This window comes from Nocardiopsis trehalosi NBRC 14201, assembly GCF_001552555.1.
GTDB classification, from domain to species: domain Bacteria; phylum Actinomycetota; class Actinomycetes; order Streptosporangiales; family Streptosporangiaceae; genus Nocardiopsis_B; species Nocardiopsis_B trehalosi.
The window spans coordinates 1-15,555 of the sequence record NZ_BCRK01000057.1 but is presented as its reverse complement, the minus strand read 5'-3'; the positions used below and the strand labels follow the sequence as shown (position 1 = coordinate 15,555).

Here is a 15,555-nt window from a genome sequence, read left to right as displayed (position 1 = left end):
TCCGCAAGTCGACGGTCCGGGGCGCCGGTACCCGGCCGCCAAACCGGTGGCCATCAGGCGCCGCACCCCGGCACACTGTCCGGCATGTCCGTTCCACCCCCGGCGTCGGTCGCCGAACTGCGGGCCCGCACCGCCGCCGGCGCCCGCCCGGAGTACCTGTTCTTCTGGGGGCACCGCCCCCGGCGCGACGGCTCCGTGGGAGCGGGGTGCCTGAGCCAGTGGTGGCCGGCCCCCTTCACGGTCGACGGGGTGCGCTACCCCACCGCCGAGCACTGGATGATGGCCGAGAAGGCCCGCCTGTTCGGCGACGCCGCGGCGGCCGAACGCGTCCTGGCCGCCGCCGCGCCCGGCGCGGCCAAGGCCGTCGGCCGGTCGGTCCGCGGGTTCGACGAGGACGTGTGGCGCGCCCACCGGTTCGACGTCGTGGTGCGGGGGTCGGTCGAGAAGTTCCGGCAGAACCCGGCGGAGGGCGCCTTCCTGCGGGCCACGGGCGGCCGGGTCCTGGTGGAGGCCAGCCCGGTCGACCGGGTGCGGGGGATCGGCCTGGCCGCCGACGACGAGCGCGCGGCCGACCCCGCCCGGTGGCGCGGCGAGAACCTGCTCGGGTTCGCGCTCATGCGGGCCCGCGCGGAGCTCGCCGGGGGGTGACCCGGCCGGCGGAGGGGCGGGCGGGCCCGGTGGCGGGTCAGCGCAGGAGGGGGAACCGCCCCACGAGTTTGCCGACCGCGTTGCGCGGTCCCACCAGGCTGACGCCGAGGTAGACGATGTCGTCGGGGGCGCTGGCGCCGAGCGCGGCCAGGTAGGCGGTGTACACCGAGTTGGTCTGGGCGTCGCGCGGCATGTCGACGACGAGCACGCCGTCGCGGGCCAGCGCCTTGGCGCGGACGGCGCGGATCTCCTCGGGGCCGGCCGCCAGGACAGCGCAGCCGGTCCAGGGCAGCCCGGGGTGCCCGGTCCCGGAGGCGTCGGCCGCGTCGGGGCCGAGCAGGCCGGGGAGCGCCCGGCCCACCGCCGCGGCCATGCACCCGGCGGCGTTGGCGGCGAGGCCGGGGCCGATCGACGGGTCGACCAGCATCACCCACCGGACCGGTGACTCGCGGGTCGACAGGTCGGGGCGGACGTCCTCGGGCGGCAGGACGACCGAGGCCGGGCGGGTGGTCGCTTCAGGCATGGGGGTCCCTTCGAAGGTGCGGGCGGGGGCGGGGACCGGCGTGCGTCGTGCGGCGGCCACCGCAGAAGCTAGTCACCGGTGCGCGAGGATGGAAGCGGCGGCGAACGATGTTCGGCGGAAAGGGGCGCACGGTGGAACTGGACGAACTCGATCGGCGGATTCTGCGGGAACTGCAGAAGGATGCGCGGCGGACCAACCGCGACCTGGCCGCCGAGGTGGGGGTCGCGCCGTCGACCTCCCTGGAGCGGGTGCGCGGGCTGCGCCGCAAGGGCGTGGTGCGCGGCTACCGGGCCGAGGTCGACCTGGCGGCTCTGGGGCGCGCGGTGCAGGCCATGATCGCGATCCGCATCCGCCCGCCGTCGCGGCGCAACATCGAGGCGTTCCGCGCGTGGGTGTCGCAGCTGCCGGAGACGGTCGGCGTGTTCGTCACGTCGGGCCGCCAGGACTTCCTGGTGCACGTGGCGGTGCCCGACACCGACGGGCTGTACGCGTTCGTCATCGACCGCCTGACCCAGCGGCCGGAGGTGGCCGACGTCGAGACCAGCGTCGTCTACGAGCACCGCCGCACGGTGGCCGTCGAACCGGTCCGCCGCCCCCACCCGGACCGGTGAGCGGCGGCCGCGCGCGGGCCGGGCGCCCGGTCAGGCGCCGCGGCGCCGGGTGAGCAGCGCGGCCGCGCCGTGCACCGCGCCGAGGGCGGCGGGCAGGAGCAGCAGCGCCCCCGGGGACACGGGCGCGGCGGGCACGCCCGCGCGGCGCAGCCGGTGCCACGCCCACAGGGAGAACGGGGCCACCACCAGCGGGGCCGTGACGGCGCCGGGGGTGTAGCCGCGCAGCGCGGCGGCCTGGGCGGCGTGGGTGACGGCGTGCAGGCCGAACGCGGTGAGCGCGGCCTGGTAGAAGGCGCTGCGGCCGCCGGTGCGCGCGCCGTCGGCAGCGGCGGCGGCCACGATCGCGCCCATGAGGCCGATGGCGGTGGCGGCGTGCGCCGGGGAGACGTCCATGCGGTCCCATACGCGCCCCGGCACCCACGGCAGCGCGGCCTCCAGGCGGGGGCGCGCCCGGCGGGCCCACCCCGGCATGGTGGCCAGCTCCTCGGCGTCGTGGACGGCCCAGGCGGCGAGCAGCCCCCACGTGGCCGCCGCCGGAACGCGGGTGCCCTCGCCCATCGCCGTCCGCCCTTCCGCCCGCGCGGCGCCCGCCGCGCCGCCCGGCGGCCAGCCTAGCCGCGCCGGCGCCGGCGGTGGCCGCGGACCCCGCCGCGGGCGGCCGGGGCGAGCGGGGCACCGGCGCGGGCCTGCGGCTATCTTTGCCACCAGACGAAAGGAGGGCCGCCGTGCTCCCCACCCATGCCCCCACCCGTCCCCACGCTCCGGAGCCGTTCGTGCTGCGGTCCGATCGCCGGTCGATGAGGAGGACGCTGGTCACCGTCGCGGTGGTCGCGACGGTCTCCTCCGTCGGTGCCGCCCTCCGGACGTCGTCCTGGGGCGTGGGCGTCCTCGGTGCCGTCTTCTTCCTGGTGCTGGCCGCGGTGATGGTCGCCTACGTGCGCGGGGTCGGCCTGGTCCTGACGGAGCGGGAGGTCGTGGCGACCGGGTGGGGCCGGAACCGGCGCCACCCCCGTGCGGCGGTCGCCCGCGTGCTGCGGGCGACGATCGCCCCGTCACGGGGCCGGCCCTACGACAACCTGTTCCTGCTCGACGCGTACGGCCGCGTACTCGTGCGGCTGTACGGCATCCACTACACCGCCGCCGACATCGACCGGCTCCTGCACGTGCTCGGTGTGCCGTGCGTCGGCCCGGACCGCCCCCTCGCCCCCGCCGAGTTCGACCGGTTCCACCCGGGCATGCTGCTGTGGATCGAACGGCGTCCGGGTCTGTTCGCGGCCCTGCTCCTGGTCGGCGTGCTCCCGGTGGTCGTGGCCGCCGTGCTCATCGCCATGTGGGCCCAGGGCGCCCTCTAGGGCGCGCCGGGTCCCGGCGCCGTCCCCGCCGCCGGACCGGGACGGCGCGGTGCGGCGCGGGTCAGGCGTCCAGGCGGTCGACGGTGACGCCGTCGGCCTCCAGGAGGCGCTGGACGAGGGCCGGGGCGTAGTCGGCGAGCCCGGCGTCGTTGAGGGCGAGCATGTCGGACGGGTGCGGCAGGATGTCGCGCGGGTGGGCCTGGTCGATCCCGGCGACCTCGGCGGGGGCGTCCGCGCGGTCCGCCGGCAGCGGGCACCGGCGCAGCGCCCGGTACACGTGGACGCGGAACCGGTACGCCGCCCCGTCGTCCGTGCCGCGCACGTCGTAGATCCCGGTGGGGGCGAGCGCGCCGGTGCGCAGCCCGGCGGCCTCCTGGGCGGCGCGGCGGGCGGCCCGTTCGGCGCTCTCCCCGGGTTCGATCCCGCCGCGCGGGAGCAGCCAGTGCCCGGCGTGCACGCCGCGGCGGCGCAGGACGAAGGTGAACGTCCGGCCGGGGCCGGGGACGATGACGGCGGCGGAGGGGACCGGTGCGGGACCGGCGGGCGGTCGGGGGGCGGTGGTCATCGGGCGGGTCTCCTGGTCGGCACCTGGTTCGGCTGCCGCCACCCTCGCGCACCGCCGCCGCCCCCCGCCACCCGGGGTCGCACACGGCAAGGCGATCGTGACCTTCGCTGTTTCACGTGGAACCACGGGGGCGGCGGAGCGCCCGAGCGGCGGGTGGGGCGGCGGTCATGCCGCCGGGGTCAGCCCCCGGCGGGCCGGGTCATGCACCAGGTGCGGGGGGCGCCGCCGGGGAGCTCGACGTCGGCCGTCACCTCGAACCCGAGGCGGCGGTAGATCCGCACGTTCGCCTCGTCGGCGGTCTCCAGGAACACCGGGGAGCCCGCGGCGTCGGCGGCGCGCAGGCCGGGCTCGATGACGGCGCGCCCCAGGCCGCGCCCCTGGTGGCCGGGGCGGACGCCCACGGTGGCGAGGAACCAGCACGGCGTCGCGGGGCGGTGCGGCAGCAGCACCTCCTCGACGGCCGCCGCGGCCTCGGCGCGGTCGCCGTAGAGCGCGACCAGCTCCGGCGCGCCGAACACCTCCGGCGGGACCTCGGTGTCGGGCCGGGTCCACACGGACACGGCGGCGTTGCCGGCGGCGGTCCACACCTCCCCGTAGGGCAGCCCGACCCGCTCGGCGAAGTAGAGCTGCACGGCGCGCAGCCGCTCGGGGTAGCCGTCGGCGGGCAGGACATAGCGCGTCCACGCGTAGTCGGCGAACGCGGCGGCCAGGGTGTCGGCGATCGCGGGCAGGTCGGCGGCCTCGGCGCGCCGGACCTCCGCGGCGATGCGGTCGCGGTCGGCGTCGGTCATGGTCGTCCCTTCTCGCGGGCGGGCCCGCGGTCTCGTCGTCGGCGGCCCGGGGCGGTCCGGTGCCGGGCCGGTGGTGCGGGGCGGTACACGGCGGCGCCCGCCCCGGGGGTCCGGGGCGGGCGCCGTTGCGTGCGGTGGATCAGAGGATGATCCGCATCGGGCTCTCCAGGACCTCGGCGAGCTCCTTGAGGAACGCGGCGCCCACCGCGCCGTCGACCGCCCGGTGGTCCACCGACAGCTCCAGCGCGATGGTGTTGCGGGCGACGATCTCGCCGTCGCGCACCACGGCCTGCTGCTTCATCGCGCCGACGGCCAGGATCGCGGCCTCCGGCGGGTTGATGACGGCGGAGAAGCTGTCGACCCCGAACATGCCCAGGTTGCTGACGCTGAAGGTGCCGCCGCTCATCTCCTGCGGCTTCAGCTTGCCGTCGCGGGCGCGCCCGGCCAGCTCGCGGGTGGTGGTGGCGACCTTCGACAGCGGCATGGTGTCGGTGTCGTGCAGCACCGGGACCACCAGCCCGGCGTCGACCGCCACGGCCACGCCGACGTTGACGCGCCCGTGCTGGAGCAGCCGGTCGTCCACCCAGGAGGCGTTGACCTGCGGGTGGGCGCGCAGGGTGGTCGCCGCGGCCTTGACGATGAGGTCGTTGAAGCTGACCTTCACTCCGGTGTCGGCGAGCTGCTCGTTGATCTGCGCCCGGAACGCCTTGAGCGCCTCGGCGTCGATGGTCCGGCGCAGGTAGAAGTGCGGGACCTCCTGCTTGCTCTGGGTGAGCCGGCGCGCGATCACCTTGCGCACGTTGCCGACCTTGACCTCCTCGGAGGCGCGGCCGTCGTCGTAGGCCTGCCCGGCGGGGCCGGACGCGGCCGGGGCGGCGGCGCGCTCGGGGGCGGGCGCGGCGGCCGCGTCCCCGTTCTCGCGCTGCTCCTTGGCGGCGGCCTCGATGTCGGCGCGGACGACGCGGCCCTTGGGGCCGGACCCCTGGATGGACGCGATGTCCAGGCCGTACTCGCGGGCGAGGCGGCGGGCCAGGGGGCTGGTGCGCGGCCGGTCGGCGTTGTCGCCGGCGGCGGGCGGCGCGGTGGCCTCGGCGCGGGGCTCGGCGTCGGCGGAGCCGGCGTCCTCGCCCTCCTCGCCCTTCTCGGCCTCCTGGTCGGCGGCGTCGGAGTCGGACTCGTCGGCGTCGCCGCCGGCGTCCGTGCCGCCCTCGTCGCCGGTGTCGGCGTCGGGGCTGTCACCGATGACGCCGATGACCTGGCCGATGGGGACGGTGTCGCCCTCGCTGACGGCCTGTTTCACCAGGTAGCCGTCCTCGTAGGCCTCGTACTCCATGACGGCCTTGTCGGTCTCGATCTCGACCAGCACGTCGCCGGACGCGACCTTGTCGCCGACCTTCTTGACCCAGGAGCTGATGACGCCTTCCTCCATGGTGTCGGAGAGGCGCGGCATGTAGATCTCGGACATCTGTGTTCCCCTTTACCCGACCCGCTTGCCGACGGCGCTCAGGGTCTCCTTGACGGCGGTGGTGATCGACGCGACCGACGGCAGCGCCGCGCTTTCGAGCGGCTTGGCGTAGGGCATGGGCACCTCGGCCATGGCGACCCGGCGGACCGGGGCGTCGAGGTAGTCGAACGCGCCCTCCTGGATGGAGGCGGCGATCTCGGCGCCGATGCCGTAGGTCAGCCAGTCGTCCTCGGCGACCACGGCGGCCCCGGTCTTGCGGACGGAGGCGACGACGGTCTCCCGGTCGAGCGGGCGCAGGCTGCGCAGGTCGACCACCTCGACGCTGATGTCCTCGGCGGCGAGCTTCTCGGCGACCTGGGTGGCGACCATGGCCATCCGGGAGTAGCCGATGAGGGTGATGTCGGTGCCCTCGCGGGTGACGGCGGCGCGGCCGATCTCGGCGACGGACTCGTCGTCGGGGACCTCGCCCTTGGTGTTGTACAGGCCGAGGTTCTCCAGGAACAGCACCGGGTCGTCGTCGCGGATGGCGGCGCGCAGCATGCTCGCGGCCTCGGCGGGCGTGCTCGGGGCGAGCACCTTGAGCCCGGGGATGAACGCGTAGAACAGCTCGATGTTCTGCGAGTGCGTGGCGCCGAGCTGCTGGCCGCCGCCCCCGGGGGTGCGGATGACCATGGGCACGCTGGTCTGGCCGCCGAACATGCCGTAGATCTTGGCGGCGTGGTTGATGATCTGGTCGATCGCGATGAGCGAGAAGTTGATCGTCATCAGCTCGACGACGGGGCGCAGGCCCAGCATCGCGGCGCCGATGGCGGCGCCGACGAAGCCCTCCTCGGCGATCGGGGTGTCGCGGACGCGGCGCTCCCCGAACTCCTTGAGCAGCCCTTCGGTGATCTTGTAGGACCCCTCGAAGACGCCGATCTCCTCACCGAGGAGGAGGACGTTCTCGTCGCGGTGCATCTCGGCGCGCAGCGTGTCGCGCAGCGCCTGGCGGTAGGTGATCACGGACATGTACCCGCTCCTTGTCTACTCGGCGAAAACCGGGTCGGCGGGCATGCGGCGCGACTCGTTCGCCACGGGGGTGGCGTAGGTGTAGTCGAACAGCGTGGACACCTCGGGGTGCGGGCTGTTCTCGGCGAAGTCCGCGGCGTCGGCGACCTCGTCGCGGACGGCCTCGGCGATCTCCTTCTTCTTCTCCTCGTCGAGGATGCCGGCCTCCTCCAGCCGGGCCTCGAAGGACGCGACCGGGTCGTTGGCGCGGGCCTCGGCGGCCTGCTCCTCGGTGCGGTACTTGGCCGGGTCGACCACGGAGTGGCCCTTCATCCGGTAGCTGGTGGCCTCCAGCAGGTAGGGCCGCTGCTCGGAGCGGGCGCGCTCGACGAGGTCGGCGGCGGCGTCGCGGACGGCGAGCACGTCGCGGCCGTCGACGCGGACGCCCTCGATGCGGAAGGCCGACCCGCGCTTGTACAGCTCGGGCTCGGCGGAGGACTTCTCGACGGTGGTGCCCATGCCGGTGAAGTTGTTCACCACCACGAAGACGATGGGCAGGTTCCACAGCGAGGCGATGTTGAGCGACTCGTGCCAGGCGCCGATGTTGGTGGTGCCGTCGCCCATCTGGCACATGACGACCTCGTCGCCGCCGCGGTAGGAGATGGCGAGGGCGGCGCCGGTGGCCAGCGGGAGCTGCCCGCCGACGATGCCGTAGCCGCCGAGCATGCGGGTCTCGGTGTCGTACATGTGCATCGACCCGCCCCAGCCCTTGGACACGCCGTCGGAGCGACCGTACAGCTCGGCCATGACGGTGCGGGGGCTCATGCCCTTGCCGATCGCGTACCCGTGGTCGCGGTAGTTGGTGAAGAGGTAGTCGTCCTCGCGCAGCGCGGTCATGAGGCCGACGACGGTCGCCTCCTCACCGAGGTTGAGGTGGCAGTAGCCGCCGATGCGCGCCTGCGTGTACGCCTGCCCGGTGCGCTCCTCGAACCGGCGGATGAGCAGCATCTGCCGGTAGTAGTCGAGGAGGGTCTCGGGGCGCTCGGAGGTGAGGTCCGGGGCGGCGTCCTTGCGGGTCCGCCGGCGGCCACCGGTACTCCTGGCGGTGCCGCCGCCCTTCGCCTTGGCCGTGTCAGCCATGGTGGTGCCTTTCTACGTGCGGGAACGGACCCGCCCGGACCGGTGGGTCCGGGAAGGCCGGTGCCGAGGCCCCGCTGTTGGGACGGCGACCGCGGCGTCCGCGCCGCCGCCGGGCTCAACGGCGGGGCGCGGGAGTGGCTGGTTGAGTTGTCGTGGCAGAACTCCTCGGTCCGCCCGCCTCCCGGGTGACCCTTCCCCAATACGGGGGGGACGTCACCTTCCCCCGGCCGGTCGGCGCGGCGGTTCGCGCCGCACGTATGGTGTGACGTGCGTCGCGCACACTCTACGTACTGATCGATGATCGATCAATACGACTTTAGGGGAGATCCCAGGCGTTCGGTTCCGGGGGGAGGGGGGTGCGGCGCGGTGCCGCCGGGCTGCGGTCAGCGGACGGCGTCGTGCGACTTCACCGCGGCCTCGACGTAGTTCAGGACGTGGTCGCGCACCATCCGCCCCACATCGGGGTCGCGGGCGCGGAACGCGTCGGTGATGGTGGCGTGGTCGGCGGCCTTCGCGTGCAGCTCCATGTTGAGCCAGCGCACCGAGAGCCGGGTCCACACCTCGACCCCCAGGGACTCCCAGGTGTGCGACAGCACACTGTTGCGCGCCGCCCGCACGATCTGGCGGTGGAACTCCACGCTGTGCTTGATCTGCGCCTCGACGTCGCCGTCGGCGGTGGCCCGCCGCAGCGCCTCGACCTCGCGCTCCAGGGGGCGGGCGTCCTCGGCCAGGCGCGGGGCGGCGAGTTCGGCGGCGACCAGCTCCAGGCCGGCGCGCACCGGGTAGATCTCGGCCATGTCGGCGACGCCGAAGTCGCGGACCCGCGCCCCCTTGTTCGGCACCGACTCGATGAGCCGCAGGGTCTCCAGCTCGCGCAGCGCCTCGCGCACCGGCGCCTGGCTGACGTTCAGCTCGACCGCGACGCGCCGCTCGACGATGCGCTCCCCGGGCTGCCAGCGGCCGGCGAGCAGCCCGTCGACGAGCACGCGGCGGATCTGCTCCCGCAACGGGTTGCGGGCCAGGTGGGACGGATCGTCGCGGCCCGCGGGGAGGTCGACCATCGACGGCCTTTCTGCTGGGTGGGCTGGCGCGAGCCCGTGGGCTCATTACGAAGAGTGCCATACGGTGGCGCCGTTCCCGGACCGCGGACGCCGCCGGTCCACTACCACGGTCCGGGCCCCCGAACGGGGCCCGCGCGGGCGTCCCGCGGCTAACGGATCGCTCACATTCGGGCGGCGGCGGGATGAACGTTCCGCGCGAACCGCCTGACGGATGGGCAAAGCACGAGGTAGGAACGGTGGTGAACCGTCGAGCGCCGCGCCGCGTCACATTACAGGGCGCTATGCTCTCCTGTCGGAAATGTTCTGCCAAAGCTGGGTAGCGTGCTGTGGTGTCCCCCACACGGTGACGCAGCGTGGTCACCGCGTCCGCCGGTCGGACGCGGCGGCGGCGCACCCCCGGCCGCGGACCGTACCCGACATTCGCCCCCCGGCGGCGCGGACGACCCCGTCCCGCCGCGACCCGTCCCCGACCGCACCCGTCCCCGAGCCGACAACCGTCCCAGCGGCGAGCCCGTCCCCCCTACGCACAACAGTGCCGCAGGCCAGCCCACAATTCGTGAGACAGCACTGAGCACATGATGCATACATTGCGGATCAGGTCGAAGCCGCCGTTCCGGGCCGGGCTCTCGATACCCCCCTTCAACCGCGTGCAGGGCGCGCCGCGGGCGCTGCCCGGCACGGCCGCGCGCACCGCCACGCGCCGGCCCGGCGCCCCCCGCGTGTCGTGGCCGAGCGTGAGCGAGATCGCGTGGGGACTGGCGTCGGACAAGCGCGCCATCGTCCTCGCCGTGGTCCTCATCACCATGACCGTGCTGTCGGCGGGTCCACTGCACCCGGTGGACGAGTTCATCAACAACGCGCCCCGCCCCTACTGGGACCAGATCCGCGAGCCCATGATCCTGTGGCCCGACACGGTGGCGTCCCGGTTCGTCGCGCTGCCCGTGCTGGGGGTGACCGCGCTCCAGCTCGCCTACTGGCACCGGTCGTGGCGGCCGATCATCCTCGGCGCCGGCGGGGTGGTGGGCATGATGAGCATGGTGGCGATGATGAAGCTGGTGTTCGCGCGCAGCCACCCGCGCACCGGCGACCCGTCGTTCTTCGCCGAGGGCGGGGTGTCGTTCCCCTCGGGCCACGGCGCCAACGCCATCCTCATCTACGGGCTGGTGCTGTTCCTCATCATCCGGTACCGGGCGGCGCGGCCGCACATCATCCGGCGGCTGGCCTACTGCATCGTCGGCATCGCCCTGCTGCAGGCGTTCGTCTCGGCGTTCCTGCACTTCCACTGGTTCACCGACCTGCTGACCGGGATGGTCGCGGGCGGGTTCGCGCTGAGCCTGGTCATCCGGCTGGACCGGATGATCCCCGAAGGCCGCACCGCCACCTGGTGGCCCTGGTACGGGGGCGGCTTCTGGAGCCCCGACGACGACGGCGCGCCCGCCGGGGCCGCCGGCCGGGGCTGACCGCCGGCCCTCCCCACCCGCCGTTCCACCGCCCGCGCCGCAGCGCGGGCGGCGCTTCGGCGCGGCCGAATGTTTGAACGGTAAGAATCCTGAAAAAAGAGAGGTTGAACCCGGTCGATCGGGTTAGCGCAGGGGGAGGACCGCCCGTCCCCCGCTGACGACCAGGAGGCCCGGATGCCGGGAGCCCGCCGCGAGACCACCGGCCCCCCGACCCCAGTCTCCACCCTCGCCCCCGGCCGTCCGCCGTCCCTGGACGGGCGTGTCGCCGCCACCGTGCACCGGTGCCTCGCCGATTACCTCGCCGACCGGCGCCGCGCCGCCGAGGCCGCCGACCCCGTGTTCGCCGCAGAGGTCGTCGACCGCCTGGAGCGCTTCACCCTCGACGGCGGCAAGCGCATGCGCCCGATGTTCGCCTGGTGGGGGTGGCGCGCGGCGGGCGGACCCGACCGGGGCGACGCCGCCGAGGCCGCGCTGCGCGCCGCCTCCGCCCTGGAACTCATCCAGGCGTGCGCGCTGATCCACGATGACGTGATGGACGGCTCCGCGCTGCGCCGGGGCCGCCCCGCCGTCCACGTGGCCTTCGCCGACGAGCACCGCGACCGCGGCTGGCACGGCGCCCCCGACCGCTACGGCCACTCGCTCGCCGTCCTGGCGGGCGACCTCGCCCTGGTGTGGGCCGACGACATGCTGGACGCCGCCGGGCTGGGCGCCGCCGCGCGGGCGCGCGCCCGCGCCCCCTGGTGGGCGATGCGCATGGAGATGATGGCCGGCCAGTTCCTCGACGTCCGCGCCTCGGCGGCGGCCGACGCGTCGGAGTGCACCGCGCTGCGCGTCGACCGGCTGAAGACCGCCGCCTACAGCGTCGAGCGGCCCCTGCACTTCGGCGCGGCCCTGGCCGGCGGCGACGACCGGCTGGTCCGGGCGCTGCGCGGGTACGGCGCCGACGTCGGCACCGCGTTCCAGCTCCGCGACGACCTCCTCGGCGTGTTCGGCGACCCCGCCGTCACGGGCAAACCCGTCGGCGACGACCTGCGCGAGGGCAAGCGCACCCTGCTGCTCGCGGTCGGGGTGCGGCGGGCCCGCGAGCAGGGCGACGCCGCCGCCGGGGAGCTGCTGCGGTCGGCCGTCGGCGACCCCGGCCTGTCGGGCGGCGGCGCCGAGGCGGTGCGCGCGGCGCTGGACCGGCTGGGCGCCCGCGCCGAGGTCGAGGAGCGGCTGCACGGCCTGCTCCGGCAGGGGCTGCGCCGCATCGACGCCGCCCCGATGCCGGCGGAGGCGCGGGCGGCACTGCGCGACCTGGCGCTGCGCGCCACCGAACGGGACTCCTAGTGGCGGCGGCGGAGGGCGGGCGCGCCACGGGCGGCGGGCGGTTCCGGACGGTCCCCGGGCCGACGGGCCGGGTGGTGGTCGTGGGCGCCGGGCTGGCCGGGCTGGCCGCCGCCCTGCACCTGCGCGGGGCGGGCCGCGAGGTCACGGTGGTCGAGCGCGACCCCCACCCCGGGGGGCGGGCCGGGCGGATCGACGCCGACGGGTTCCGCATCGACACCGGCCCCACGGTGCTCACCATGCCCGAGCTGATCGGCGACGCCCTCGCGGCGGTCGGCGAGCGCCTGGCGGACCGGCTCGACCTGGTCCGCCTCGACCCCGCCTACCGGGCGTCGTTCGCCGACGGCGAGACCGTGGCCGTGCACACCGGCGCCGAGGCCATGGCCGCCGAGGTGGAGCGGGTGGCCGGCGCCCGCGAGGCGGCGGGCTACCTGCGGCTGCGGTCGTGGCTGCGCCGCCTCTACGACCTGCAGATGCGCCGGTTCATCGACGCGAACTTCGACTCCCCGCTCGACCTGCTCCGCCCGGAACTGGTCCGGCTGGCCGCCATGGGCGGGTTCGGCCGGCTCGACCCGGCGATCGGCCGGTTCCTCGCCGACCCGCGGCTGCGCCGCGTCTTCTCCTTCCAGGCGCTGTACGCGGGGGTGCCGCCGCAGCGGGCGCTCGCCGCGTACGCGGTGATCGCCTACATGGACACCGTCGCCGGGGTGTACTTCCCGCGCGGCGGCATGCGGCGGCTGGGCGACGCCCTCGCCGGGGCCGCCGCCGACGCGGGGGTGGAGCTGCGGTTCGGCGCGGCGGTCGAGCGCCTGGAGCGCCGCGGCGACCGGGTCACCGCCGTGCACACCGCCGACGGCGCCCGGCTGCCGTGCGACGCCGTGGTGCTCACCCCGGACCTGCCGGCCGCCTACCGGCTGCTCGGCCGCACCCCGTGGCGCCCCGTCCCGCTGCGGTTCTCGCCGTCGGCGGTGGTGCTGCACCTCGGGGTCGACCGCTCCTGGGACGGGTGGGGGCACCACACCATCTCCTTCGGCGCCGCGTGGCGGCGGACGTTCGAGGAGATCACCCGCTCCGGCCGGACCATGAGCGACCCGTCGCTGCTCGTCACCCGGCCCACCGCCACCGACCCCGGCCTGGCGCCGCCCGGCCGCGAGCTGCTCTACGTGCTCGCGCCCTGCCCGAACCTGCGCACCGGGGGGCCCGATTGGGCCGCCGAGGGGCCCGCCTACCGCGACGAGGTCGTGCGCGTCCTGGAGGAGCGCGGCCTCAAGGGGCTGGGGGAGGCGGTCGTCACCGAGCGGCTGGTCACCCCGCTGGACTGGGCGCGGCAGGGCCTCGCGTTCGGCACCCCGTTCGCCACCTCGCACACCTTCGCGCAGACCGGCCCGTTCCGCCCCCGCAACCTGGTGGCCGGAACCGCCAACGCGGTGCTGGCGGGGTGCGGTACCACCCCCGGTGTCGGCCTGCCGACCGTGCTGATCTCGGGCAAGCTCGCCGCCGCCCGCATCACCGGCGCGGCCCCGGACCGCAGGAGAGGCTGATGGGAACCGCCGCCGAACTCGACGCCGCGGGCGTCCGCGACCCCGGGCTGCGCGCCGCCTACGCCCACTGCCGGGGGCTGCACGCCCGCCACGGCCGCAGCTACTACCTGGCGACCCGGGTGCTGCCGCCCGCCCGCCGCCCCGCCATCCACGCCCTGTACGGCTTCGCCCGCTGGGTGGACGACGTGGTGGACGACCTCGGCGCGGACCGCACGGCGGCCCAGAAGGCGGCGCTCATCGGCGAGGTGGACGCCGACCTCACGGCGGCCCTGGCCGGCGGCCCCGCCCGGCTGCCGGTGGTGCGCGCGGTCGCCGACACCGCGGCGCGGCACGCCATCGCCGCCGACCTGTTCACCGCGTTCCTCGCGTCGATGCGGATGGACCTGGAGGTCGACGGCTACGCCAGCTATCGCGACCTGCGCGGCTACATGTACGGGTCGGCGGCGGTGATCGGGCTGCAGGTGCTGCCCGTGCTGGGCACGGCGGCGCCGCGCGAGGAGGCCGCGCCGCACGCCGCGGCGCTCGGCGAGGCGTTCCAGCTCACCAACTTCCTCCGCGACGTGGCCGAGGACCTCGACCGGGGCCGCGTCTACCTGCCCGCCGACGTGCTCGCCGCGCACGGCGCCGACCGGGCGCTGCTGCTCCACTGCCGCCGCAGCGGCGCCCCGGACCCTCGGGTGCGCGCCGCGCTGGCCGACCTCGTCGCCCTCAACCGCGCGGTGTACCGGGAGGCCGAACCGGGCATCGCCATGCTGCACCCGGTGTCGCGCCCGTGTGTCGCGACGGCGTTCCTGCTCTACCGGGGGATTCTGGACCGCATCCAGGCCGCCGACTACGACGTGTGGAGCCGCCGGCACCGGGTGCCGCGCGCCCGCCGGGCGCGGGTGGCGCTGCCCGCGCTGGGCCGCGCGCTCGCCGCCCGGCTGACCACGGCCTGACGCCCCGACCGGGGAGCCCACCGCGACGACCCGCAGGAAGGACCGCCCCCGATGGCCATGCCCGACCCCGCCCCCCGGCGCCTGCCGCTGCGCCGGATGCCCGCCACCACGTGGGCGCGGCAGCGTCCGACCTGGCGGGAGGCGTCGCCCGCCCGCATCGACGGCGCCCTCGGCCGGGCGCTGGCCCGCCCGTCGGGCAACTGGTACGTCCTCGCCGCCTCCGCCGAGGTGCGCGGCGACCGGCCGTTCGGCCGGCTGGTGGCGGGCACCGAGGTGGTGGCGTGGCGCGGCGCCGGCGGCGAGCTGCACGCCGCCCCCGGCGCCTGCCCGCACATGGGGGCGCCGCTGTGCCGGGGCGCGGTCGACGCCGGGCGGCTCGTCTGCCGGTGGCACGGGCTGGCGCTGAGCGGGGACGGCTTCCCCGGCTGGTCGCCGTTCCCGGTGCACGACGACGGGGTCCTGGCGTGGGTGCGGCTGGACCGGGTGGGCGGCGAGGAGCCGCTGCCGCTGCCGGTGCTGCCCGAGCGCCCGGCCCTGGCGCCCGCGATCGCCGCCGTGGAGAGCCTGGCGGGCCGGTGCGAGCCCGAGGACGTGGTGGCCAACCGGCTCGACCCCTGGCACGGGTCGTGGTTCCACCCCTACTCGTTCGTGGGGTTGAAGGTGACCGAGGTCCCCGAGGGGCCCGACCCCGACCCGGACCGCATGGTCGTGGAGGTCGCGTTCAAGGTGGCCGGGCGCTGGGGGGTGCCGGTGCGGGCGGCGTTCTCCTGCCCGGAGCCGCGCACGGTGGTCATGCACATCATCGAGGGGGAGGGCGCGGGCAGCGTGGTCGAGACGCACGCCACCCCGCTGGGCACGGACCGGTACGGGGTGCCGCGCACGGCGGTGATCGAGGCGGTCGTCGCGACGTCGCCGCGCGTCGGGTTCGCGCTGGCCCGCCGAGCGGCGCCGGCCGTGCGGCCGCTGATGCGGATGGCCGCCCGCCGCCTGTGGCGGGACGACCTCGCCTACGCGGAGCGCCGCTACCAGCAGCGGACCGCCAAGCCCGCCGACTGACGGCGGCCGCCCCGCGCGGGGCGGCCGTCAGGCGCGGGCGCGGGCCCGGGCGGGGGTGCGGGCCCAGCGGGCGAGCGCCCGCAGCGCGGGC

Annotated in this window: 16 protein-coding genes; 8 read left to right on the top strand and 8 right to left on the bottom strand. The window is 75.9% G+C overall.

What is annotated here, in order from left to right; genetic code table 11:
- The first annotated feature begins 84 nt into the window (after positions 1 to 84).
- Positions 85 to 648 carry an NADAR family protein gene (locus NT8_RS12675; protein WP_067968165.1) on the top strand — a complete coding sequence of 188 codons (564 nt, stop codon included), beginning with the start codon at positions 85 to 87 and terminating at the stop codon, positions 646 to 648.
- A 37-nt stretch (positions 649 to 685) separates the two neighbouring features.
- On the opposite strand, the gene NT8_RS12670 is transcribed toward NT8_RS12675, so the two are convergent.
- Positions 686 to 1,171, bottom strand: a complete 486-nt coding sequence (locus NT8_RS12670) for a DUF2000 domain-containing protein (RefSeq protein WP_067968164.1) — start codon at positions 1,169 to 1,171, stop codon at positions 686 to 688.
- Between the two features lie 131 nt (positions 1,172 to 1,302).
- On the opposite strand from NT8_RS12670, the gene NT8_RS12665 reads away from it, so the two are divergent.
- Positions 1,303 to 1,782, top strand: coding sequence for an Lrp/AsnC family transcriptional regulator (locus NT8_RS12665; protein ID WP_245646155.1), 480 nt, complete (start codon positions 1,303 to 1,305; stop codon positions 1,780 to 1,782).
- Between the two features lie 30 nt (positions 1,783 to 1,812).
- On the opposite strand, the gene NT8_RS12660 is transcribed toward NT8_RS12665, so the two are convergent.
- Positions 1,813 to 2,340 carry an HXXEE domain-containing protein gene (locus tag NT8_RS12660; RefSeq protein WP_067968161.1) on the bottom strand — a complete coding sequence of 176 codons (528 nt, stop codon included), beginning with the start codon at positions 2,338 to 2,340 and terminating at the stop codon, positions 1,813 to 1,815.
- 239 nt (positions 2,341 to 2,579) lie between these two features.
- Between NT8_RS12660 and NT8_RS12655 the strand changes: the two genes are divergently transcribed.
- Entirely contained in the window at positions 2,580 to 3,134 is a 555-nt protein-coding gene (locus NT8_RS12655; protein ID WP_157515734.1) for a hypothetical protein, read from the top strand.
- Between the two features lie 61 nt (positions 3,135 to 3,195).
- On the opposite strand, the gene NT8_RS12650 is transcribed toward NT8_RS12655, so the two are convergent.
- The 6 genes from NT8_RS12650 to NT8_RS12625 form a co-directional block, all read right to left on the bottom strand.
- On the bottom strand, positions 3,196 to 3,699 hold the full coding sequence (locus NT8_RS12650) for an NUDIX domain-containing protein (RefSeq protein WP_067968156.1): 504 nt from the start codon (positions 3,697 to 3,699) through the stop codon (positions 3,196 to 3,198).
- A gap of 179 nt (positions 3,700 to 3,878) precedes the next feature.
- A complete protein-coding gene (locus NT8_RS12645; RefSeq protein WP_067968153.1) occupies positions 3,879 to 4,490 on the bottom strand; it encodes a GNAT family N-acetyltransferase in 612 nt (203 codons plus the stop codon).
- Positions 4,491 to 4,629: 139 nt separating this feature from the next.
- Positions 4,630 to 5,955, bottom strand: coding sequence for a dihydrolipoamide acetyltransferase family protein (locus NT8_RS12640; RefSeq protein ID WP_067968150.1), 1,326 nt, complete (start codon positions 5,953 to 5,955; stop codon positions 4,630 to 4,632).
- A 12-nt stretch (positions 5,956 to 5,967) separates the two neighbouring features.
- Positions 5,968 to 6,963, bottom strand: a complete 996-nt coding sequence (locus NT8_RS12635) for an alpha-ketoacid dehydrogenase subunit beta (RefSeq protein ID WP_067968147.1) — start codon at positions 6,961 to 6,963, stop codon at positions 5,968 to 5,970.
- Between the two features lie 15 nt (positions 6,964 to 6,978).
- The gene (gene pdhA, locus NT8_RS12630) at positions 6,979 to 8,082 is read right to left on the bottom strand and encodes a pyruvate dehydrogenase (acetyl-transferring) E1 component subunit alpha (RefSeq protein WP_067968144.1); all 1,104 of its coding nucleotides are present in this window, start codon (positions 8,080 to 8,082) and stop codon (positions 6,979 to 6,981) included.
- Between the two features lie 383 nt (positions 8,083 to 8,465).
- Positions 8,466 to 9,143 carry a GntR family transcriptional regulator gene (locus tag NT8_RS12625; RefSeq protein WP_067968143.1) on the bottom strand — a complete coding sequence of 226 codons (678 nt, stop codon included), beginning with the start codon at positions 9,141 to 9,143 and terminating at the stop codon, positions 8,466 to 8,468.
- A 734-nt stretch (positions 9,144 to 9,877) separates the two neighbouring features.
- Between NT8_RS12625 and NT8_RS12620 the strand changes: the two genes are divergently transcribed.
- From NT8_RS12620 to NT8_RS12600, 5 genes are all read left to right on the top strand, one after another.
- Positions 9,878 to 10,603 (top strand): phosphatase PAP2 family protein, encoded by a 726-nt coding sequence (locus NT8_RS12620; RefSeq protein ID WP_067968205.1) that lies wholly within the window; start codon positions 9,878 to 9,880, stop codon positions 10,601 to 10,603.
- A 174-nt stretch (positions 10,604 to 10,777) separates the two neighbouring features.
- A complete protein-coding gene (locus NT8_RS12615) occupies positions 10,778 to 11,932 on the top strand; it encodes a polyprenyl synthetase family protein (protein WP_084468879.1) in 1,155 nt (384 codons plus the stop codon).
- Positions 11,933 to 12,003: 71 nt separating this feature from the next.
- Positions 12,004 to 13,470, top strand: a complete 1,467-nt coding sequence (gene crtI / locus NT8_RS12610) for a phytoene desaturase family protein (RefSeq protein WP_217999162.1) — start codon at positions 12,004 to 12,006, stop codon at positions 13,468 to 13,470.
- Positions 13,470 to 14,408, top strand: a complete 939-nt coding sequence (locus tag NT8_RS12605; RefSeq protein WP_174549564.1) for a phytoene/squalene synthase family protein — start codon at positions 13,470 to 13,472, stop codon at positions 14,406 to 14,408. Before crtI ends, NT8_RS12605 begins: the two co-directional genes overlap by 1 nt.
- A 51-nt stretch (positions 14,409 to 14,459) precedes the next feature.
- Entirely contained in the window at positions 14,460 to 15,464 is a 1,005-nt protein-coding gene (locus NT8_RS12600) for a DUF5914 domain-containing protein (RefSeq protein WP_067968136.1), read from the top strand.
- The last annotated feature ends 91 nt before the right edge of the window (positions 15,465 to 15,555 follow it).

What these genes read in the sequence shown, in the direction of transcription:
- pdhA (WP_067968144.1), bottom strand. Translation starts at nt 8,082, where the DNA reads ATGGCTGACACGGCCAAGGCGAAGGGCGGCGGCACCGCCAGGAGTACC.
- NT8_RS12635 (WP_067968147.1), bottom strand. Translation starts at nt 6,963, where the DNA reads ATGTCCGTGATCACCTACCGCCAGGCGCTGCGCGACACGCTGCGCGCC.
- NT8_RS12670 (WP_067968164.1), bottom strand. Translation starts at nt 1,171, where the DNA reads ATGCCTGAAGCGACCACCCGCCCGGCCTCGGTCGTCCTGCCGCCCGAG.
- NT8_RS12600 (WP_067968136.1), top strand. Translation starts at nt 14,460, where the DNA reads ATGGCCATGCCCGACCCCGCCCCCCGGCGCCTGCCGCTGCGCCGGATG.
- NT8_RS12615 (WP_084468879.1), top strand. Translation starts at nt 10,778, where the DNA reads ATGCCGGGAGCCCGCCGCGAGACCACCGGCCCCCCGACCCCAGTCTCC.
- NT8_RS12605 (WP_174549564.1), top strand. Translation starts at nt 13,470, where the DNA reads ATGGGAACCGCCGCCGAACTCGACGCCGCGGGCGTCCGCGACCCCGGG.
- NT8_RS12675 (WP_067968165.1), top strand. Translation starts at nt 85, where the DNA reads ATGTCCGTTCCACCCCCGGCGTCGGTCGCCGAACTGCGGGCCCGCACC.
- NT8_RS12650 (WP_067968156.1), bottom strand. Translation starts at nt 3,699, where the DNA reads ATGACCACCGCCCCCCGACCGCCCGCCGGTCCCGCACCGGTCCCCTCC.
- NT8_RS12655 (WP_157515734.1), top strand. Translation starts at nt 2,580, where the DNA reads ATGAGGAGGACGCTGGTCACCGTCGCGGTGGTCGCGACGGTCTCCTCC.
- NT8_RS12625 (WP_067968143.1), bottom strand. Translation starts at nt 9,143, where the DNA reads ATGGTCGACCTCCCCGCGGGCCGCGACGATCCGTCCCACCTGGCCCGC.
- NT8_RS12645 (WP_067968153.1), bottom strand. Translation starts at nt 4,490, where the DNA reads ATGACCGACGCCGACCGCGACCGCATCGCCGCGGAGGTCCGGCGCGCC.
- NT8_RS12660 (WP_067968161.1), bottom strand. Translation starts at nt 2,340, where the DNA reads ATGGGCGAGGGCACCCGCGTTCCGGCGGCGGCCACGTGGGGGCTGCTC.
- NT8_RS12640 (WP_067968150.1), bottom strand. Translation starts at nt 5,955, where the DNA reads ATGTCCGAGATCTACATGCCGCGCCTCTCCGACACCATGGAGGAAGGC.